The following is a 19,763-nucleotide window of genomic DNA, read 5'->3' as shown; positions in this document are numbered from 1 at the left end:
CGAGAAAGTTGGAGGAGAAACATGCAAGGCAAGATCGCGCTCGAAGAGCATTTCGCCATTCCCGAGACGCTGATGGATTCGGCGGGTTTCGTCCCGGGAGACTACTGGACAGAGCTTCAGTCCCGATTGCTCGACATTCAGGACAAGCGACTGAAGCTGATGGATGCGCACGGGATCGAGACCATGATCCTGTCGCTCAACGCACCGGCCGTCCAGGCAATCGCCGAAACCGGACGGGCCATAGATATTGCCCGCCGCGCCAACGATGCGCTGGCCGAAGAATGCGCCAAACGTCCCGACCGCTTTCGCGCCTTTGCGGCCCTGCCGCTCCAGGATCCCGAGGCCGCCGCACGGGAGCTGGAACGGTGCGTGAAGGACATGGGCTTCGTCGGAGCCCTGGTCAACGGCTTCAGCCAGCGCGCCGATACCAATGCGCTGCTCTATTACGACCTGCCGCAATATCGCGGCTTCTGGGCGACGGTCGCCGCGCTCGATGTGCCCTTCTATCTGCACCCGCGCAATCCGCTGGCTGAGGACAGCCGCATCTATGAGGGCCACCCCTGGCTGATGGGGCCGACCTGGGCCTTCGCCCAGGAGACGGCGGTCCACGCGTTGCGCCTCATGGGATCGGGACTTTTCGACGAACACCCGAACCTCCGTATCATCCTCGGCCATATGGGCGAAGGTCTGCCCTACATGATGTGGCGCATCGACAATCGTAACGCCTGGGTCAAGGTGCCGCCGAAATATCCGGCCAAACGCCGCATCGCCGACTATTTCAACGAGAATTTCTACATCACGACTTCAGGCAATTTCCGCACCCAGACGCTGATCGATGCCATGCTGGAAATCGGCGCCGACCGGATCCTGTTTTCGACCGATTGGCCGTTCGAGAATATCGATCATGCCGCCGATTGGTTCGACACCACGACGATTGCGGAGGCGGACAGGGTGAAAATCGGCCGGACAAATGCCAAACTGCTCTTCGGCATTTGATGGAGGGTGAGATGGCTGCGACGAAGTACCCGCTTTTCACCGAAGAAAACTCGGTCGAGGCCGTCAATGCGCGCATGGGCGGGGATATCGATCCCCGCCTGCGTGAGATCATGTCGGTTCTCGTGCGGCATCTCCATGCCGCAGTGAAAGAGATCGAGCCGACGCATGAGGAATGGCTGACGGCGATCGACTTTCTCACCAGAACTGGCCAGATGTGCAATGAATGGCGGCAGGAATACATTCTGCTCTCGGATGTGCTGGGCGTTTCGATGCTGGTCGATGCGATCAACCATCGTCGGCCTTCCGGCGCGACGGAAAACACCATTCTCGGTCCGTTCTACGTGCCGGAAGCACCGCGTTATGCACGGGGAGCGAATATCTGCCTCGACGGCAAGGGCGAGCCGCTCGTGGTCGGCGGCTTCGTCAGGGATACCGCTGGCAATCCGATCGAGCACGCATTGATCGACGTCTGGCAGACCAATGACGACGGCTTCTATGACGTCCAGCAAAAGGGCACGCAGCCGGACTGGAACCTGCGTGGTGTCTTCACGACGGACGGCGAGGGCAGCTATCGGTTCCGCTCCGTCAAGCCGCGCTATTATCCCATCCCCGACGACGGGCCGGTGGGCAAGCTTCTGGGCCGCCTGGGCCGGCATCCGAACCGCGCGGCGCATATCCATTTCATCGTCAGCGCCGAGGAGTATGATCCCGTTGTCACCCATATCTTCCCCCCTGATTGCCAATATCTGGATCAGGATGCGGTGTTCGGAGTGAAGGAGAGTCTCATCGCCGATTTCCGGACGCAGCAGGAGGATGCGGTGGGCGAGGACGAGGGCCTCAAGGCGCCTTATTGGCAGGTGGACTGGGATTTCGTGCTGACAAAAAGGGCTAAGATCTGAGATGGAGGACTTCGTCTATACCGGATTGGCAACGCGCGTGATTTTCGGCACCGGCACGCTCAAACAGCTTGCCGATGAGGCAAAGCGGCTCGGCATGTCCCGGCCGCTGGTTCTCTCGACGCCGCATCAGCGGAGCGAAGCGGAAAGAGTGGCGGGCCTGATCGGACCCCAGGCCGCGGTCTTTTCCGGCGCCGTCATGCATACTCCCGTCGAGGTGACGATGGAGGCGATGAAGGTCGCTGCTGAAGCCGGTGCCGACGGCGTGATCGCGATTGGCGGCGGCTCGACCACCGGTCTTTCCAAAGCGATCGCGCTGCGCACGGATTTGCCGCAGCTCATCGTGCCCACGACCTATGCAGGGTCGGAAATGACACCCATTCTCGGACAGACCGAAAATGGCAGCAAGACAACGCTTCGGGGCAATCGCGTGCTGCCGGAAACGGTGATCTATGATGTCTCGCTGACATTGGGGCTGCCAGTGGGTCTATCTGCGGTCAGCGGCCTCAACGCGATCGCGCATGCGGTTGAAGCGCTCTATGCTCGCGACCGCAATCCGGTGACCGATCTGATGGCCGAGGACGGGATCCGCGCCCTGGCGCGGGCATTGCCGCGCATCGGCCGCGATGGCCTGGATGTGGAAGCCCGCTCGGATGCTCTCTACGGCGCATGGCTCTGCGGCATCAGCCTGGGTTGCGTCGGCATGGCGCTCCATCACAAGCTTTGCCACACGCTGGGCGGCATGTTCGACCTGCCGCATGCCGAAACCCACAGCGTGATCCTGCCTTACGTGATGCGGTATAATATGCAGGCCGCTCCCGATGCGGCCCAGAAGGTCGCGCGGGCACTCCGAGCGGACAATGCCGCAACCGGGCTTCGCAACCTCGCACAGGAGATCGGGGCACCCCTGTCACTTGCGCAGATCGGAATGCCGGCCGAAGGCATAGGGACGGCGGCCATCGAGGCAACTTCCAATCCCTATTGGAACCCGGCGCCCGTCACCGAACCGGCCATTCGCGCGCTGTTGACGGATGCATTCGACGGCGTTTGGCCCGACTGACTGTTTTCGGGCTGCGCGATAGCTGTCGATCCTCAAATGTGGAGCGTCAAAGGACCGAAATCATGCCGCCATGGCAACACGGCGGCATCAGAGCGACATCAAAGACCGGCGGCGCTGGTTGGCCGCCAGCAAGTTAGTCCTCCGCCGGACCGTAGAGCCCGAGTTGGTCGAGCAGCGCCCGCTGCCGGTCGGCGCTTTCGACGAGCAGGGCGGTGTAGCGATCGATGAGCCGGCTGCGATGGCAGGGATCCGAAACGGCCGAGAGCCCGCCCAGGATCGCCGCGACCTTCATCGAGGTCTGCTGCAACTCGTTGAGGATCTCCGTCTTGCCGCCGGCCTCCGCGACTGCCTGCTTCGATACCCGGCCGATGCCTGCCGGCGTGCGGCTGCCGGCCGACACGTAACCCTCCGGCAGGTCGCCCTTGAGATTGGTGACCGATTTGAAGCGGATGACGTCGAAGATCTGGTCGACCGCCTGCTTGGCGCCGTTCACCCGTGAGGGATGGTCGGTGTCGGCGGCGGCGTGCGGCAGCAGTTCCAGCTTGCCCTTATGGCGCTCTTCGAGTGGCAGGTAAGGAAGTATCGGCCCGCTGAGCTTGCCGGTCGCGGCGTCCTTGAAGAGGTCGGCGTCGATCGCCGCATGAGCGATCTTGCCCGACGACAGGGCCTCGTCGAGCGCGGCGACATCGACGACCTCGCCCCGATCGTAGTTGACCAGCACCGCGCCATCCTTCATAGCGCCGAGCACCTTCGCATCGACAGTGCCGGCGTTGGAATAGACGCCGGTTGACCCGTCCAGGCGGCCGAGACCGATATGGACGGAGAGTATGTCGGCGCCGCTCGCCGCTTCAACCGGAGTCTTGGCGTAGTCGAAGCCTTCCGCCTCAATCCAGCGCTGGTGATGCTGGCGGGCGTAGATCGCCACCTTCATGCCGAAAGCCTTGGCGAGCTTGGCGACTTCGCGGCCGATATTGCCATAGCCGAGAATGGCGATTTTCCGGCCTTCGAGCTTGGCGGTCGGAAAATCCTTGAGCTGGCGGCCTGTATCGAAGTCGCCCCCGGCGACCATCCGATGCAGCCTGTCGACCGGCAGATCGGGCACGACCTTCAGGATCGCCTTGATCGCCATCTGAGCAGTCGCCCGGCTGTTGATGCCCGGCGTATTCATCAGCGGCGCGTTGCCGCCCTCGCCATTGCCGCCACCCCAGGAGGCCGAGCCCATATTGCCGGTGCCTGCACCGATGCGCACGCCGCCGAGCGGAAATACGGAGGCTTTTGGGATGAAGGTCGCCGCCGCGATCAGCGCGTCGTACTGGCCCCTGTCGGTTTGCGGCAGGATCTCTGCCTCCGTGCTCAGGTTTGGCTGATAGAAGAAATGGACGCGGCCCTTCTCGAGCGTCGATCGGTCGCCCAGCGCCCCGAGGTGGAAGACTCCACCCTTTTCCTCGATATAGGCCTTGATCTCGCTGTGATCCGGCTGCCCCCCGGCGTCGAAGCGCAGGCCGACCAGGTCGGCGATCAGCACGGTATAGGCGCGCGCCGGATCGTCCTTGCGGGCCGTTGCACCAGCGCCGGCAGGCGCCTCGAACGTGACGCCCTCCTTCGCCAATTCCTCTTCGAGAACGACGATCTTGGCGCGCAGATAGGCGTATTGCAGATTCTCCAGCAGTGCGACGACATCTTCCGGCTCGCGGATGCCGCCAACCCAGGCGCGGTAGTCGCCGGGTGTACCCGGGAAAGCATTGACGTAGCGGGCCGCGTCGAGGCCGGGCTCGTATTCGCCGTTCGGATGGGTCATGCCCTCATAGCCGAGCAGTTGTTTCGATCGCGCGATGATGCGGGCATGGATGTCGGCATCGGCGATGCCGTCATCCTCGACCTTCAGAAGCGTCACCGCCGCGCCGCGGCGCTCGGCATCGGTGACGGTTAGCGACAGAAGCGGATGCGACTTGACCCAGTCGTCGATCACGTTGCGATTGGCGGCAGAGCGGCGATTGAGCTCGACGACGGAGCCGACCCGGGCCTCCGACTGCAACAGGCCGAAGGTGGTCTCGGCAAAAGCGAGCGCGCTGTAGGTGTTGATGACGCCGCCGAGCATGCGGTCTTCGGCAGCATCGTAGAACGGCCCTGCATCGACGGAGCGCTTCGCCGAAAACGGCCGCCTCGGATCGATCGGCGGTGCGATCTTCAACTGGCGTGGGATCGCCCAGGCCGGATCCTGCTGGTTCTTCTCGATCAATGCCAAAGCATGCGGCGTGAAGGAGGCGACGAAATAGCCGGAAACCCCGCCGATCGCCTTCTGGAAGGGCATGAACAGGCAGCACTTCGCCATGACGGCGCTGACCAGTTCGGGCTCCCACGGCATGGCGCCGAGCATCGAGGTGGCATCGAACACCGCATGGCGATTTGCCGGATCGCCGTCGAGCCAGTTCAAAAGTTCGCGGATCTCACGGCTGGTATAGGCATTGGCGCCGGTCGTTTCGTGACCGACGCCGACGAAGATCGAAACGCCCAGGGCTGACAGCTCCGCTGCCGTCGGGATCACGCCTTCGGAGGCGGCAAAATGAATGCGGCTCTCGCAGCCCTTTTCGGCGAAGCGCTGCATCTCGATCAACTGCGTGGCCCAAGACTGGCGGAAGAAACCGGCGGCCCTGGAGGGATCGCTCTCTGGCCGCGGCGTATCGACATAGACATGCTGGGTCGCGTCGTTGGCGTTCATCAGATGCTGGATGCAGACCGTATAGCCGCTGTGGCCGCCGCCGAGTCCCACTGCCATGCGGTTCGTCTTCGGAAAGCCGAAATAGCGATGGATCGCCCGCATCATGTCGGTCAGGATTTTGTCTGCGGGATAGCCGCGATGCATGCTCCGGGAAATCTCGGCGGTCGTAAAGCCGCCGATGTCGTTACCCCTGTCATCGAACTTGCGATAGGTCTTCTCGATCCACGCGTCGAAGGCCGCGCTCCGAAGACGGCTGTCCACTTCGTCGGTGGTCGCATCCGTGATCGGACCGACGCCGAAGAACGGGTTGGAAGGCCGCTTCGGTGCGCCCGATCCGGTCAATTCGAGCGCCTTCAGTCGCTGTTCCTGCATCTGCGCGATATTCATCATTGTTTGCCTATCTGTGCTTGAGGCGGGGCATGGTGCCGATAATGAAGCGAACGCCTGGGAAAGATGATGGCATATGCGTCGAACAGCAGGCGGAATGCGTCATCCATACGCCTGCGTGACGTAATGCGACGAATAAGGGCGAGGGCATGGTCGGTAACCCCGCAAATCACATTCGAAGCTGATTTGAAGATGACCATGGACTGGGCTTTGGGTGACTATGGCTCACGCATTCATGAACCAGATTGATAACCGTATGCAACGGAAAGGGCCTAATCAAAGGACGGAGTTGCACTACCTCTGCTGACGGCGTCGACCCGCGCCTATGTCCAACGAGCAAGGTGGAACAGTTCATGCCAAGCCAGACACAACTGGAACTTTCCCGTCGAGATTTGCTTATCTCGTCGGCCGCAACGGTCGCGGTCACCGGAGCCGTCACTCCCGCGGCGGCACAGTCCCCAGGAAATGAAATGGCGCATACATCGAAAGTTTCCTTCACGGTCAACGGCGAAAGACGTGATCTTGAGGTCGACAACAGAACTTCGCTGCTCGATGCGCTGCGCGAGCACCTGCATCTCACAGGCACGAAAAAGGGATGCGATCACGGTCAATGCGGCGCCTGCACCGTCATGGTCGACGGCCACCGGATCAACTCCTGTCTGACGTTGGCGGTCATGCACGAAGGCGATCGGATCACTACCATCGAAGGTCTCGGCCAACCCGGAAATCTTCATCCGATGCAGGTTGCGTTCGTGAAGCATGACGGGTTTCAGTGCGGCTACTGCACGCCAGGACAGATCTGTTCCTCCGTGGCGGTGCTCGAGGAGATCAAGGCCAACATACCAAGCCACGTCACCGGCGACCTTACGGCACAGGCGGTCGTCACTCCCGTCGAGATCCGCGAACGCATGAGCGGCAATATCTGTCGATGCGGCGCCTACTCCAACATTCTCGATGCCATTTCGGAAGTCGCGGGGATAAAAGCATGAGAGCCTTCACCTATGAACGCGCCTCGTCGGTCGAGGCCGCGGCCAAGGCGGTCGCCTCCAATGCCGAAACAAAATTCATCGCCGGCGGCACCAACCTCCTCGACCTGATGAAGCTCGAGATCGAGACACCGACGCATCTGATCGACATCAACGGTCTCGGCCTCGACAGGATCGAATCCACCCCTGAGGGCGGGCTGCGCATCGGAGCCTTGGTCCGCAACACCGACCTTGCCGCCCATGAGACCGTTCGCCGTGACTATGGCTTGCTCTCCAGGGCGCTCGTTGCGGGCGCCTCCGGGCAGTTGCGCAACAAGGCGACGACGGCCGGCAACCTCCTGCAGCGCACGCGCTGTCCCTATTTTTATGACCCGAACCAGCCGTGCAACAAGCGGCAGCCGGGCAGCGGCTGTTCCGCTATCGGCGGTTTCAGCCGTCAGCATGCGGTGATCGGCGTGAGCGAGAGCTGTATCGCCACGCATCCGAGCGACATGGCCATCGCGATGCGGGCGCTCGATGCCGTCATCGAGACGGTAAAGGCGGACGGCAGCCGCCGCTCGGTACCTATTGCCGACTTTCATCGGCTGCCCGGCGACACGCCTGATATCGAGACTGTTCTCGAGCGTGGCGAATTCATCACCGCGGTCCTGCTGCCGCCGCCGATCGGCGGCAAGCACATCTATCGCAAGGTCCGCGACCGCGCCTCCTATGCCTTCGCGCTGGTCTCGGTCGGCGCCGTTATCCAGTCGGACGGCACAGGACGCATCGCCGTCGGTGGCGTCGCTCACAAGCCGTGGCGCATCGAGGCAGCTGAAGCTGAATTGCCGAAAGGTGCGCGGGCGGCGGCGGGCGTTCTTCTTGCCGATGCCCATCCTACAGAACAGAACCGTTTCAAGGTCGACCTGGTCGAGCGCACGCTCGGCGCGGTCATCGCCGAAGCAAGGGGGTGAGCCATGCAGTTCGACACACCAGCGACAACCAACCCGATCGACAATCTGAAGGTCGTCGGCCAGCCGATCCACCGCATCGACGGTCAGCTCAAGACGACCGGCCGGGCGATGTACGCCTATGAGTGGCATGACCCGAACATGCGCTACGCCTATGGCTATCCCGTCGGCTCGGCCATCGCCAAGGGCCGCATCACGTCGATGGATGTCTCCGCCGCCAAGAGGTCTCCCGGGGTGCTTGCTGTCGTGACGACGCTCGACATCGGCGAGCGGAAGAAGGGCAAGTTCAACACCGCCAAGCTTTTCGGCGGCGACGAGGTTCAGCACTATCACCAGGCAATCGCGGTCGTCGTCGCCGAAACCTTCGAACAGGCGCGCGCCGCAGCCGCGCTGGTCAAGGTCGACTATGCCGAGGAAAAGGGTGTATTCGACCTCGGTGAGGCAAAGGTCTCAGCGGTCAAGCCGGATGAATCGCAGCAGCCCGATACCGCGACCGGCGATTTCGAGACTGCCTTCAGCGCAGCTCCCGTCACTCTGGACGAGACTTACACCACGCCCGACCAATCGCATGCGATGATGGAGCCGCATGCATCGATCGCCGCCTGGAACGGCGATGAGGTGACGGTCTGGACATCAAGCCAGATGATCGATTGGTGGCGGTCCGATCTTGCAACGACACTCGACATCGACAAGGAGAAGATCCACCTGATGTCGCCCTTCATCGGCGGCGGCTTCGGTGGCAAGCTGTTTCTGCGGGCGGATGCCGTGCTTGCCGTTGTCGGCGCGCGTGCGATTCGACGCCCCGTCAAGGTTGCCTTGCCGCGCCCGTTCATGATGAACAACACGACCCACCGGCCGGCGACGATCCAGCGAATTCGCATTGGAACCGAGCGTGACGGCAAGATAACCGCCATTGCCCACGAAAGCTGGTCCGGGGACCTTCCCGGCGGAGGCCTGGAGACCGCCGTCAACCAGACCCGTCTTCTCTACGCCGGCGCGAACCGGATGACGGCGATGCGGCTGGCGACGCTTCACCTCCCCGAGGGCAACGCCATGCGCGCTCCCGGCGAGGCGCCGGGACTGATGGCGCTCGAAATCGCCATCGACGAGATTGCCGAAAAAGTTGGTATGGATCCTGTTCAGTTCCGGATCGTCAACGACACGCAGATCGATCCCGAGAAACCGCAGCGGCCTTTTTCCCAGCGCAATCTCATCGGCTGCCTCAGGCTCGGTGCGGAGCGGTTTGGTTGGAGTGAACGGGGAAGGGTGGGTTCCAAACGGGACGGCAACTGGCTGGTCGGCATGGGTGTTGCCGCTGCCTTCCGCAACAACCTCGTGCTTCCCTCCGGCGCTCGGGTAAAGCTCGACCGGGAAGGCGTCGTGACGGTTGAAACCGACATGACCGACATCGGGACGGGCAGCTATACGATCATCGCGCAGACGGCCGCCGAAATGATGGGGGTTACGATCGACAAGGTCGCTGTCCAATTGGGCGACTCGCGTTTTCCTGTTTCGGCGGGCTCCGGCGGACAGTTCGGCGCCAATTCTTCCACCTCGGGCGTCTACGCAGCCTGTGTCAAGCTGCGTGAGGCCGTCGCCAAAAAGCTCGGCTTCAACTCAGGAGACATCGTCTTCGAGAATGGAGAGGTCCGCTCGGGCGATCGTTCAGTGCCTCTTGCCGAGGCCGCCGGTCCAGATGGTCTTGTCGGCGAGGACACGATCACATGGGGCGATCTCACCGACACGCATCAGCAATCGACGTTCGGAGCGCATTTCGTGGAGGTTGGCGTCGACATCGCCACCGGTGAAAGCCGCATTCGCAGGATGCTCGCAGTCTGCGCGGCGGGCCGCATCCTCAACCCGATCACCGCCCGCAGCCAGGTCATCGGCGCAATGACGATGGGGGCCGGCGGAGCGCTCTCCGAGGAACTCGTGGTCGATACCCGTCGCGGCTTCTTCGTCAACCACGATCTCGCCAGCTACGAAGTGGCGGTGCATGCCGATATTCCGCACCAGGAGGTGATCTTCATGGACGAGACCGATCCGATGTCGTCGCCGATGAAAGCCAAGGGCGTCGGCGAGCTTGGCCTTTGCGGCGTCGCGGCAGCGATCGCCAACGCCGTCTACAACGCGACCGGCGTGAGGGTCCGGCATTATCCGCTCACGCTCGACAAGCTGATCGGCGGCCTGCCGGACGTGGCCTGATGATTTCGACGGCGGTCTCGAAGTGGGCTCGCCGTCGCTTCCTGTAGGATTGTCCATGAATCAGATAATCGCGCCGATAATGGCGCCAATTCCCGTCAGAGCCTCGTCCAGCGACGATCCTGCGGAACTGCTTCGCTTCGCAATAGACGCCCATGGTGTTGGTGCGGCAGCACTCGCCACCCTGGTCGAAATCCGGGGCGGGGCCGCGCGCGCGCTCGGCGCGCATGTGGCGGTTGCCGCAGACGGGCGCTTCTGCGGCTATGTCTCCGGCGGATGCGTCGAAGCCGCAGTCGCTTCCGAAGCGCTTCTGGCAATGGCGGAAGGACACGACCGTACGGTGAAGTTCGGCGAAGGCTCGCCCTTCTTCGACATCGTCCTTCCTTGCGGCGGAGGAATCTCCATTGCGATCCATGTTCTAAGGGAAGTCGCCGCTTTGCAGCATGTTCTGGATCGTCTTCGACGAAGGCGGGCCGCCGGCCTTGTATATTCGCCGGCGCGGCAGACGATCGAACCGGTCGGCCCACCGCCACGGGCATGCTGGCTCGGGCGAGAATTCGTGGGCGTCTATCGTCCGCGCACCCGCGTCGTTCTTTCCGGGCAGACGATCGAAGCACAGGCCGTCGCGCGACTGGCCGAGGCTTCCAGCTACGACGTAATCGTCCGGGAGCAGGGCGAGAAGGGCAGGGTCGCAGCCGACACCATCGATCCTTTCACGGCCGTTGTACTCCTGCATCATGACCTCGACGCCGAAGCCGCCATTCTCGAGACCGCGCTTGCCTCGCCCGGCTTCTACATCGGCGCGCTCGGGAGCACCCGGACGCATCGCCGGCGCATCGAGCGGTTGACGGCCATGGCTTTCGCAGAGGACGACATCCGCCGTATCAAAGCGCCGATCGGACTGTTCGGCCCGACACGGGATGCAACGTCGCTGGCGCTATCGGTGCTGGCGGATATCGCTGCGGCAAGACTGGTGGCTTTTGCTTAAGGCGTCGGTGGCGATCGTCATTCTCGCCGCCGGCCGGGCAAGCCGGATGGGCGAGGGCGGAAAACACAAGCTGCTGGCCGAGTTCGACGGCGTTTCGCTCGTGCGGCGGACAGCAATGACCGCGTTCGGGTCGGACGCAGCCTCTGTCGTCGTTGTCACGGGCCATCGCCGGCGCGAGATCGAGGCCGCGCTCGCTGGGATTGATCTCACTCTCGTCGATAATCCCGATTATGCGGAAGGCATGGCGAGCTCGCTCGTCGCGGGGGTGTCATCAAGGCACGCTCACAGTGCCGACGGCATTCTCGTCATGCTGGCCGATATGCCCGGCATTTCGACCGCCCACCTCGATGCCTTGATTGTCGCCTTTCGCAATGCGGGCGGCCAAGCCGTCGTGCGCGCCGTCTCGCGCGGCAAGCCCGGCAATCCTGTCATTCTGCCGCGTTCTCTCCATCCCGCGATCCTGCGACTTGAAGGCGACGTCGGTGCGCGCGGTATCATCGCCACGTCAGGCCTGCCCGTGCTCGATGTCGAAGTTGGCGACGCAGCTTGCCTCGACGTCGACACGCCGGACGATATCGGGGCTGCCGGCGGCACGATAAAGAACTAAAGCGCGGGGATCTGCACCGGGCAGCTGAACGGCGCGGCTGTGGCCAGGCCTGCCGACTTTACCGCAGCGAGTGTCGTTCGACAGTCCAGCTGAAGGCAATCTCGCGGCGCGATCCGACGTGGGACTATCTGCGCAATAGCGCGACCAGCGATGTCGGCATCTCGACCGCGAAAAAATCCATCACCGCACCGATAATCACCGCCCACACGACCATCAGGAAAATGAGCGCTGCGATCCTGATTTCTACTGGTTGCACTATTCGTTCCGCCCCAGCATATGCCTCCCCCGAGACAAAACCTTGTTATCCCTCGCGCAAATCCGCTAGCGCGAGGGATGATGTGCGACCGTGGAGAGCGTGGGCGCGTGCAGCGCCGAAGTCTTGGCTTTCTCAAAGCTGATGTCGCTTTGACCGATCAAGTCGCCGGACGCAGCGCTGTTGCTGCGTTCGAGATAATGGCCAGCAAGGAAGGAGCGGTAGGCGTCTGCGATACCCTCCTCAAGGCCTATCTTAGGAAACCAGCCGAGAGCGCGAAGCTTGTCGACGTTCAAGAGTTTACGTGGCGTGCCATCTGGCTTGGTGAGATCACACGTGATCTTGCCTTCGAAACCGACGACCTTGGAGACGAGATATCCCAATTCGAGGATGGTAATGTCTTCGCCAGAACCTACGTTCACATGACTTTCGGCGGAATAGGTCTTCATGAGATGGACGCAGGCGTCGGCGCAATCGTCAACATGCAGGAATTCGCGCCGCGGCGTGCCAGTACCCCAGATGCATATCTCTTGCTGCTGGTTGATCTTGGCCTCATGCGCCTTGCGTATGAGCGCCGGCATGACATGGCTTGACCCCAGGTCAAAATTGTCCTCTGGACCATAAAGATTGGTAGGCATGGCCGAGATGAAATCTCTACCGTGCTGGTTGCGATAGGCCTGGCAGAGTTTTAATCCGGCAATTTTGGCGATCGCATACCATTCATTCGTGGGCTCGAGCGATCCTGTCAGAAGTGAGTCCTCAACGATCGGCTGATCGGCGAATTTCGGATAGATGCAGGACGATCCCAGAAACATCAGTTTTTCGACCTGAGCCTTATGGGCTGCGTGGATGATGTTCGCCTGGAGAATCAAGTTGTCGTAAAGGAAGTCGGCCGGATAGGTGGCGTTCGCGAGAATGCCGCCGACCCTCGCAGCAGCCAGGAAGACAGCGTCGGGACGATTCTTACTCATCCAGGTCTCCACCTGCTCTTGCCGTCTGAGATCGACCTCGGCGCGGGTGGCCGTCAAAATCTCGCAGCCCTCGGAAGCGAGACGCCGCACGATCGCAGAGCCCACCATGCCGCGGTGGCCCGCGACATAGACCCTTTTTCCGGCAAGGCCGTAGATCACCTCAGGCATAGGCAAAACCTTTCGTGACACCGACCGACGGGACATTTCGTGCCATGACTTTCAAATCTTCGCGAACCATCTCCGTCACCAGCTGATCAAGACTGGTCTCATGTTTCCAGCCAAGCTTCGTGTGCGCCTTCGTCGGATCGCCAATCAGAAGATCAACCTCAGTCGGACGGAAGTAAGCTGGATCGATCTCCACCACACACTGACCCGATGTCTTGTCGTATCCCTTTTCTTCAACCCCGTTCCCACGCCAATCAATCGGCATGCCCACCTTGGCAAAGGCCTTGTCGACAAAGGAACGAACCGAGTGCGTTTCGCCGGTCGCAAGCACATAGTCCTCCGGTTCGTCCTGTTGCAGCATCAGCCACATGCCGCGAACATATTCTCGTGCGTGTCCCCAGTCGCGCTTGGCATCCAAATTGCCGAGATAGAGCCTTTCCTGCAGTCCAAGATGGATCGCCGCCGCCGCCCGGGTGATTTTACGCGTCACGAATGTTTCGCCGCGGATCGGGCTTTCATGATTGAACAGAATGCCGTTCGAGGCGTGCATGCCGTATGCCTCGCGATAATTGACCACTATCCAATAGGCGTAGAGCTTGGCCGCCGCGTAGGGTGATCGAGGGTAGAACGGTGTCGTTTCACTCTGCGGGACTTCCTGGACTTTGCCGTAGAGTTCTGAGGTGGACGCCTGATAGAAGCGGGTCTTCTTGGTCAACCCCAGGAGTCGAATAGCTTCAAGTAGCCGAAGGGTGCCGGTTCCATCGGCGTTGGCCGTATATTCCGGCGTCTCGAAAGAGACTTGAACGTGGCTCTGTGCGGCGAGATTATAGATCTCGTCCGGCTGCGTTTCCTGAACGACACGGATGAGATTCGTTGAATCCGTCATGTCGCCGAAATGCAGAATAAACCGAGGATTCTCGACATGGGGATCCTCGTATAGATGCTCGATGCGGCTGGTGTTGAAGGACGATGAGCGTCGCTTGAGGCCGTGAACAATATAGCCCTTCTCCAAGAGCAACTCGGCCAAATACGCACCGTCTTGGCCTGTTATGCCGGTAATTAGCGCGACTTTTCGGTTCTTTGTCATTCCCATATCCATGGTTGCCCTCCAACTCGAATACCAATGCAGAAGTATATGATGCTGTTCATGTCGTACGGTATCACAAAAATGAAAGCGCATCTCCTAATATATTAAGTATTCATGCCTTGAAGCTATAGTATTTCATCAAAGATTTCGAAAATAATTCCGAGTCACTGAAATTATAAAGCGCGTGGTTTTTGGGATTTACATTGTTGATTGCGACAACAATTTCCGAGTTTCGCGAGCTTTTCATTTGCTGCAGGCTGAACTCGACCGCGCGGCGGCTCGTCTTTCCCCATCTAACAACTGCCAGTGTTCTTTCCGCCAGGGCGGTCAAATGCACGGTATCTGTCGAGGCGAGCACAGGCGCGCTGTCGAAGATGACAATCTGGCCGGCCGCGCCCGCCATCTCGATGATTTCTGCCAGGCCGTTCGAACGGACGCGCCGCTGAAGACTGAATTTGCCAGATGGAATGAAATCGATACCGCTTGGGTGGCGGTAGACGATGTCGCGGACATCGGCCCGACCATTCAGGAATTCGTTCAGTCCGTGCACTAGACCCGACCTGAAAAACGAATTGAGTTTTCCCCGTTTGAGGTCGCCGTCAACCAGCAGCACCGGAATTGCGGCGGCGGCAAGTTCGATAGCCAGCGATCTCGCGACCAGCGACTTGCCTTCTCCGCTGTGAGCCGACGTAACGACGATACTGTTCGGCAACTTGCCGCCATTGGACTGCTTGAGTGAAAGCACCACGGTACGGATTGCTTCGTCAAACATCGGGACCGGCATATGTTCGAACATCGTTTTCGAATTTTCCCACCGCGCCAGACGCGGGATAAGTCCAGCCGGTATCGTACGCGCCATCGCAGCTATCTGGTCGAAACTCCGGACCGTCCGGTCCGACATTTCGATCACGAAAGCGGCCGTTACGGCTCCCGAGATTGCGGCCAGGAGGGCGCCCACCAGATAGAAAAGCCGTCCACGTCCCTGTGACGCGAGCGGCACTGAAGCCGGTGACAAAACTTCCAATTCCGCCCCCGGCAGCATGGCCTTCGCGGCGAGGTCGCGGCGCTGGTCCTCAAGCTTGTCGAGTGCCGTTTGTTCCTTGTCGGCGATATGCTGCAGCCGCGTCAATTCCGTCTGCACCATGGCATCGCGTGTGCGTTTTTCATGAGCCTCAGCCAAGATGGATTGTATTGCCTCCGCTTCGTGATCGAGTGCGGCGAGCTTGGCACGCATTGTTCGGAGATATTGCTTGGTCGCAAGGTTGAGATCGGCACGGGATTGCTCGATCTTCCCACGCAGATCCACCACGGCCTCGGCATTGCCGTCATATGTCTGAAGAAGACGGGCGAGATCTTGCTCCTGTGCGCGAAGATCGCGTTGTTTTGTGGCAATGTTGTCGGGGACGGCGATATTCTCCGCGGCGACCGAAGCGTTATCCGTTGCTTCCAGCGTGGATATCGTCGCCTTTACCTCAAGCCGGCTTTCTTCGATTTTCCCTTCGCGGCCAGTGACTTCTATGAGTGACTTGATCCGTTCATCCTGAGCATCCTCTTTCGAGACGACGTCCATCGATTCTTGATAGTTGCGCGCAGCTTCGCGAGCAATATCCGCGCGGGCCTGCTGTTCGGTGATGCGCTGTCGGATCCATTCTTGCGCTGAATCCAGGCGGCCACTGACACTGAACTTCCGTTCATCGAGGTAAACGCTGATGACCCGGTTCGGGACTGCGGCTGCGAGTTGAGGATCATAGGAAGTGAAGCTGACCTGGATAACGTCACTCTTATCTTCGTGCCACACGCCGAGCGCCCTATAATATTCCGGGATGATGGCGTCGACGCTGTCCCGTGACGGCGAGGTGGGTTTTTCCGTGTCGAACAGGCCGCGCAACTTTGCCCGGATATTGTCAACGAGCGAGACCTCGCGCAGCGCTGGATTGAATTCCGGCCGCAGGTTAAACCGCAGTTCGCGGACGACTCGCTCTGCGATGCTTCTGGATAGAAGCCGCTCAGTCTCCGATTTTGCGTCAAGTAGATCACTGCGGCTGCTGTCGTCGGCACCAAGTGATGTTGCGAGAGGCTGGTGGACGATCAATCGGGCCCAGGCCTGATACGTGGGCTTCAACCCAGCGATAATAATCACCGTGGGCGTCATCAGCAGCACGGTTATCGCGATGATCATAATCATTCTTCGCCGGACGAGACGGAAGGCGGATGCCAGATCGAAGTTGTCCGCCTTGGTCTCCACCTGAAAGCGAGGGTCATAGCGCATCGGCGAGATGGGAAGGTTGCGGTCCGGCGGAACAGTGGAAATCGTCATCGTGCGCCAACCATTGCTTGAGGTTTCGCGGAAACGGTCTCGTAGAGGTTCTCGAGCGATCGCATATAGGCCATCATGCTGAAATGGTTGAGATAATGTGCGCGCCCCTGGACCGAGAGGCGGATGCAGATTTCCGGATCGGACACCAGCTTCGCCAGGGCTGCAGCCAGGGCATCCTGGTCTCCGACTGGGACGAAGATGCCGGTTTCGCCGTCGGTAATGACTTCGTCATGGGCCCCAACACGCGTGGTGACGACGGCGAGGCCGTGGGACAGCCCTTCGAGCACGGCCATTGCCAGACCTTCGGCGTGCGAAGGCAAGACCAGGATATCTGCATGCGCACACAGGGCTCGCGCCTCTCCGGCGTCAAGCCAGCCGGGCATCTCTACCAGGTTTGAAAGCGCCATGGCGTCAGCCTGACGGCGATATTCCTCGACAGGTCCGTCGCCTGCCAGTACAGCCCGCCACTGGAGTTCTTTCATGATCGGGTGGCTCAGGGCCAACAGAAGCTCCGTGACCCCCTTGCGTTCGCTCAGCCGGCCAAGGAATACGATCAACGGCGTCTGACCGACGCGAATATCGTGCGCCCCGGGATCGGGGACGCAATTGTGAGCAACGACCGTGCGGCGCTCGTCAACGCCCAAAAGTGTCGTCAGCGTCATGCGATCGCGCCGGCCGAGCGCCACAACGCAATCGGCATTCTGAAACATCCGACGGATGAGCCGTTGTTGGCGCGGCGAGCGTTTCTCGAAGTCGCCGGCGTAGTCGTAGTCGTGCAGGTGCAATATATGGCAGCACCCGAACAAACGGGCAGCCTCGGTCAGGATCAGCTTTCGGGAGGTGCTGCCGCGGCCGGCGATATGGATATGGTGAATGCGGGCTGGCGCAACAATCCGGTCCTTTGCCATCGTCAGGATGGCCCCGAGCAGCCGTGCGGGTGACGTCACCTTGGACCATCGAGCCCCTCTGGTATCGGTGACGAAATGTTTCGTGCCGGTCTCTTTGGCTGTTTCTGTTATATAGCCGACCAGCCTGCCAATGCCGCCACCGTTCTCGCAGCCGCCCGGAACATAGTGGCGGACGCTAGCCGCGCTCCGTGCCGCCATTCGAATTCTGTCCGTGAGGGCCTCTGTCAGCATGACCCGACCACCTCCCGATAAACGGCCGCGGCCTGGGCGCCGACGCGTTCAGGCGAATTCGGCCCTTTGGCCCATTCGAGTGCATTGGCACCGAAATTGTTTCTAAGCTCGCCGTTGTCTGCCAATGTCCTGATAGCTGCCGCGAGCTCTTTGGGATCCCCGGTAGGGACCACCATTCCCAACCCATTGGGCTGAACAGTGCCCCGCAACTCGCCGACATCAGTCACGATGACCGGTTTGCCAAATGCGGCGGCAAGGTTGAGCACACCGCTTTGGGATGCTTCCGTATAGGGAAGCACGACGATGTCGGCGTCCAGGAAAAGCTGGGCGACCTCTGCATCCTCGATAAAACGATTGCGAATATCGTAGCGGCCGGCATCCCCCATGAGCGGCTGGAATATCATCGGATTGTCGCCACGGCCTGCGACAGTGATGCGCAGGTTGGGAAGTGCGTCCTTGAGCATCGCCTCGGCCCGGACCAGATGTTCCAGGCCCTTGTAGGCAAAAATCCGTCCGAAGAGCAGGACGCGTATAGTTCCATCCGCTTCGCGCGGCGCCATCTTCTGTTGCCGGGCGAGTTCCGCATAGCGAAGGATGGAAGGATGCGACAGGACATGGACGCAGTCCGGCGATTTTGAATATCGATCGAGGACCAACCGCTTCAGTCCCTCGCCGTGGACGACAAGATGTCCGGATTGTTTCACCATCAATTCGGGGGCCCACCCGGGCAGCGTTCGCGTATCGGAATCGCCGGGATGGATTTGCACGTCATGAACGGTGGTCACGAGCGGGATCGGGCGCCAGAACGGCACGGCGAGGTTCAGCCAAAGTGTAGAATTGCTGAGGAGATGAATGAGGTTCGGCCGTTCCCGCCGGATCAGACGCGTAAGCTGGTACAGAAACCATGGATTGGAGAGAGAACGGTGTCTCGGCCAGTCCAGAAGGTGCAGGTCGACAGCCGGATCAATGGAAGAGGCGAGATGTGCATAGCGCCGGCGCGGTACGGCAAGCACAACGTTTAGGTGTTGGGCAACGCCGCTGGCAAATGAGATGGTATAGTCTTCCAGTTCGGAAACTAACAGCAGCGCCTTCATTTTGCTGCCTCCGACAAGCCGACGTCCAGACCGAGCCGTGACAGGCCGCGCACCGAGCGCAAACTATCGCGCGTCCGCCTGAGAAGGTTTGGTTCGCCGGCAAAGAAGAGGCCTTCGACGGCAAGCTTGAACCGGGTGCGCGCATCGGCTCCCTGCAGCTTTGCCGACGCGATGCGATAGGGATAGTGATCCGTCAGATGTAGTCTTGCCGGCAGTTGATGGGTCGAGAGAAACAGGTTCGTCGCTTCAACGGTATGCTGCCAGTGCGTCATCCGCCTCCTCAGCGTGCTCGCATCCTCGGTCGAGCGATACCAGTTGTTATTGTGGATGCGGTAGAATCCAAGCGGATCCGGCAGGGCAATGACGTCCCCCAGAAACGGGTAGATGCCCACGAGCCAGGCGTCGGCTGAAATGCGGAATTGTTCGGGAATGCTGCCCGCAGCATTCCATGCGCTACGTCGTACCGCGATGGCTGACGTCATCGGAAAAGGCCACCAACCAGCCGATCTGGTGAGCAGCGCCGACAACGCGCCCGAACACAGGCTTCGAGGGATCGGCTTGGAAGTCGGCGTGCCATCGACAAGCGTTGGCTGCAGCCGGTGATAGACGAGCGATGCCTGAGGGTTGGCGCGGAATGCTGCAGCCGTCGCCGACAGCTTGCTCGGCGCCCACCAGTCGTCGGCGTCCAGAAAGCAGAGGATCTCGCCCATGCTTAATCCCACAGCGGCGTTGATCGCAGCGGCCTGTCCTGCGTTCTCCTGGAAGATCACCTTCACTCGGCTGCCATACGCTTCCAGAACGGACCGCGACTGGTCGGTGGAGCCGTCATCGACGACGATTATCTCGACGTTGCGGGCGTCTTGGCTCAACACGCTGTCTATCGCCCGCCCAACGAAGCGAGCGTAGTTGTAATTATTGATGAGGACACTGAGGGCCGGCCGTTCCATGA

At 60.8% G+C, this 19,763-nt stretch carries 16 protein-coding genes; 8 read left to right on the top strand and 8 right to left on the bottom strand.

The genetic code is table 11. The features are described 5' to 3' along the window. Positions 1-21: 21 nt before the first annotated feature. From tsdA to FHT69_RS22645, 3 genes are read left to right on the top strand one after another with little or no spacing between them, the layout of a single operon-like run. Positions 22-996 carry a gamma-resorcylate decarboxylase gene (gene tsdA / locus FHT69_RS22655; RefSeq protein WP_047619739.1) on the top strand — a complete coding sequence of 325 codons (975 nt, stop codon included), beginning with the start codon at positions 22-24 and terminating at the stop codon, positions 994-996. 11 nt (positions 997-1,007) lie between these two features. Continuing rightward, positions 1,008-1,895 (top strand): intradiol ring-cleavage dioxygenase, encoded by an 888-nt coding sequence (locus tag FHT69_RS22650; RefSeq protein WP_183905996.1) that lies wholly within the window; start codon positions 1,008-1,010, stop codon positions 1,893-1,895. A gap of 1 nt (position 1,896) precedes the next feature. After that, entirely contained in the window at positions 1,897-2,952 is a 1,056-nt protein-coding gene (locus tag FHT69_RS22645) for a maleylacetate reductase (RefSeq protein WP_183905995.1), read from the top strand. Positions 2,953-3,085: 133 nt separating this feature from the next. Here FHT69_RS22645 and FHT69_RS22640 read toward each other — a convergent pair whose 3' ends face one another. After that, positions 3,086-6,061, bottom strand: coding sequence for an NAD(P)-dependent oxidoreductase (locus tag FHT69_RS22640; protein ID WP_183905994.1), 2,976 nt, complete (start codon positions 6,059-6,061; stop codon positions 3,086-3,088). A gap of 338 nt (positions 6,062-6,399) precedes the next feature. Here FHT69_RS22640 and paoA point away from each other — a divergent pair, with 338 nt between their 5' ends. From paoA to FHT69_RS22615, 5 genes are read left to right on the top strand one after another with little or no spacing between them, the layout of a single operon-like run. Then, a complete protein-coding gene (gene paoA, locus FHT69_RS22635; protein WP_088930320.1) occupies positions 6,400-7,047 on the top strand; it encodes an aldehyde dehydrogenase iron-sulfur subunit PaoA in 648 nt (215 codons plus the stop codon). After that, complete coding sequence (locus FHT69_RS22630; RefSeq protein WP_183905993.1) at positions 7,044-7,994, top strand: FAD binding domain-containing protein; 951 nt, start codon at positions 7,044-7,046, stop codon at positions 7,992-7,994. The genes paoA and FHT69_RS22630 overlap by 4 nt, the downstream gene beginning before the upstream one ends. A gap of 3 nt (positions 7,995-7,997) precedes the next feature. After that, a complete protein-coding gene (gene paoC, locus FHT69_RS22625) occupies positions 7,998-10,196 on the top strand; it encodes an aldehyde oxidoreductase molybdenum-binding subunit PaoC (RefSeq protein ID WP_183905992.1) in 2,199 nt (732 codons plus the stop codon). A 55-nt stretch (positions 10,197-10,251) separates the two neighbouring features. Beyond that, positions 10,252-11,181 (top strand): XdhC family protein, encoded by a 930-nt coding sequence (locus FHT69_RS22620; RefSeq protein ID WP_183905991.1) that lies wholly within the window; start codon positions 10,252-10,254, stop codon positions 11,179-11,181. Beyond that, on the top strand, positions 11,174-11,788 hold the full coding sequence (locus FHT69_RS22615; RefSeq protein ID WP_183905990.1) for an NTP transferase domain-containing protein: 615 nt from the start codon (positions 11,174-11,176) through the stop codon (positions 11,786-11,788). The genes FHT69_RS22620 and FHT69_RS22615 overlap by 8 nt, the downstream gene beginning before the upstream one ends. Positions 11,789-11,912: 124 nt before the next feature. On the opposite strand, the gene FHT69_RS34585 is transcribed toward FHT69_RS22615, so the two are convergent. The 7 genes from FHT69_RS34585 to FHT69_RS22585 all read right to left on the bottom strand — a co-directional run bounded on the left by FHT69_RS34585 (position 11,913) and on the right by FHT69_RS22585 (position 19,761). Next, the gene (locus FHT69_RS34585) at positions 11,913-12,044 is read right to left on the bottom strand and encodes a hypothetical protein (RefSeq protein WP_254962596.1); all 132 of its coding nucleotides are present in this window, start codon (positions 12,042-12,044) and stop codon (positions 11,913-11,915) included. 65 nt (positions 12,045-12,109) lie between these two features. Further along, complete coding sequence (locus FHT69_RS22610) at positions 12,110-13,180, bottom strand: GDP-L-fucose synthase family protein (protein ID WP_183905989.1); 1,071 nt, start codon at positions 13,178-13,180, stop codon at positions 12,110-12,112. Beyond that, positions 13,173-14,276, bottom strand: a complete 1,104-nt coding sequence (gene gmd, locus FHT69_RS22605) for a GDP-mannose 4,6-dehydratase (protein WP_047619747.1) — start codon at positions 14,274-14,276, stop codon at positions 13,173-13,175. The genes FHT69_RS22610 and gmd overlap by 8 nt, the downstream gene beginning before the upstream one ends. A gap of 100 nt (positions 14,277-14,376) precedes the next feature. Beyond that, positions 14,377-16,581, bottom strand: coding sequence for a polysaccharide biosynthesis tyrosine autokinase (locus tag FHT69_RS22600; protein WP_183905988.1), 2,205 nt, complete (start codon positions 16,579-16,581; stop codon positions 14,377-14,379). Beyond that, positions 16,578-17,720 carry a glycosyltransferase family 4 protein gene (locus tag FHT69_RS22595; RefSeq protein ID WP_132575431.1) on the bottom strand — a complete coding sequence of 381 codons (1,143 nt, stop codon included), beginning with the start codon at positions 17,718-17,720 and terminating at the stop codon, positions 16,578-16,580. Before FHT69_RS22595 ends, FHT69_RS22600 begins: the two co-directional genes overlap by 4 nt. Further along, positions 17,714-18,814 (bottom strand): glycosyltransferase family 4 protein, encoded by a 1,101-nt coding sequence (locus FHT69_RS22590; protein ID WP_183905987.1) that lies wholly within the window; start codon positions 18,812-18,814, stop codon positions 17,714-17,716. Before FHT69_RS22590 ends, FHT69_RS22595 begins: the two co-directional genes overlap by 7 nt. Beyond that, positions 18,811-19,761: a glycosyltransferase family 2 protein gene (locus FHT69_RS22585; protein WP_183905986.1), complete on the bottom strand. Its 951-nt coding sequence runs from the start codon at positions 19,759-19,761 to the stop codon at positions 18,811-18,813. The genes FHT69_RS22590 and FHT69_RS22585 overlap by 4 nt, the downstream gene beginning before the upstream one ends. Between the last annotated feature and the right edge of the window lie 2 nt (positions 19,762-19,763).

Source organism: Rhizobium sp. BK008 (assembly GCF_014197345.1).
GTDB classification, from domain to species: domain Bacteria; phylum Pseudomonadota; class Alphaproteobacteria; order Rhizobiales; family Rhizobiaceae; genus Rhizobium; species Rhizobium anhuiense.
The sequence above is the reverse complement of the archived record's forward strand: the minus strand, read 5'-3'. Positions and strand labels throughout refer to the sequence as shown.

Excerpts from the sequence above, each read along its gene's own strand:
- FHT69_RS22590 (WP_183905987.1), bottom strand. The coding sequence starts at position 18,814 with ATGAAGGCGCTGCTGTTAGTTTCCGAACTGGAAGACTATACCATCTCA.
- FHT69_RS22640 (WP_183905994.1), bottom strand. The coding sequence starts at position 6,061 with ATGATGAATATCGCGCAGATGCAGGAACAGCGACTGAAGGCGCTCGAA.
- paoC (WP_183905992.1), top strand. The coding sequence starts at position 7,998 with ATGCAGTTCGACACACCAGCGACAACCAACCCGATCGACAATCTGAAG.
- gmd (WP_047619747.1), bottom strand. The coding sequence starts at position 14,276 with ATGGATATGGGAATGACAAAGAACCGAAAAGTCGCGCTAATTACCGGC.
- FHT69_RS22595 (WP_132575431.1), bottom strand. The coding sequence starts at position 17,720 with ATGCTGACAGAGGCCCTCACGGACAGAATTCGAATGGCGGCACGGAGC.
- FHT69_RS22585 (WP_183905986.1), bottom strand. The coding sequence starts at position 19,761 with ATGGAACGGCCGGCCCTCAGTGTCCTCATCAATAATTACAACTACGCT.
- FHT69_RS22620 (WP_183905991.1), top strand. The coding sequence starts at position 10,252 with ATGAATCAGATAATCGCGCCGATAATGGCGCCAATTCCCGTCAGAGCC.
- FHT69_RS22650 (WP_183905996.1), top strand. The coding sequence starts at position 1,008 with ATGGCTGCGACGAAGTACCCGCTTTTCACCGAAGAAAACTCGGTCGAG.
- FHT69_RS22645 (WP_183905995.1), top strand. The coding sequence starts at position 1,897 with ATGGAGGACTTCGTCTATACCGGATTGGCAACGCGCGTGATTTTCGGC.
- FHT69_RS22600 (WP_183905988.1), bottom strand. The coding sequence starts at position 16,581 with ATGACGATTTCCACTGTTCCGCCGGACCGCAACCTTCCCATCTCGCCG.
- tsdA (WP_047619739.1), top strand. The coding sequence starts at position 22 with ATGCAAGGCAAGATCGCGCTCGAAGAGCATTTCGCCATTCCCGAGACG.
- FHT69_RS22610 (WP_183905989.1), bottom strand. The coding sequence starts at position 13,180 with ATGCCTGAGGTGATCTACGGCCTTGCCGGAAAAAGGGTCTATGTCGCG.
- FHT69_RS22630 (WP_183905993.1), top strand. The coding sequence starts at position 7,044 with ATGAGAGCCTTCACCTATGAACGCGCCTCGTCGGTCGAGGCCGCGGCC.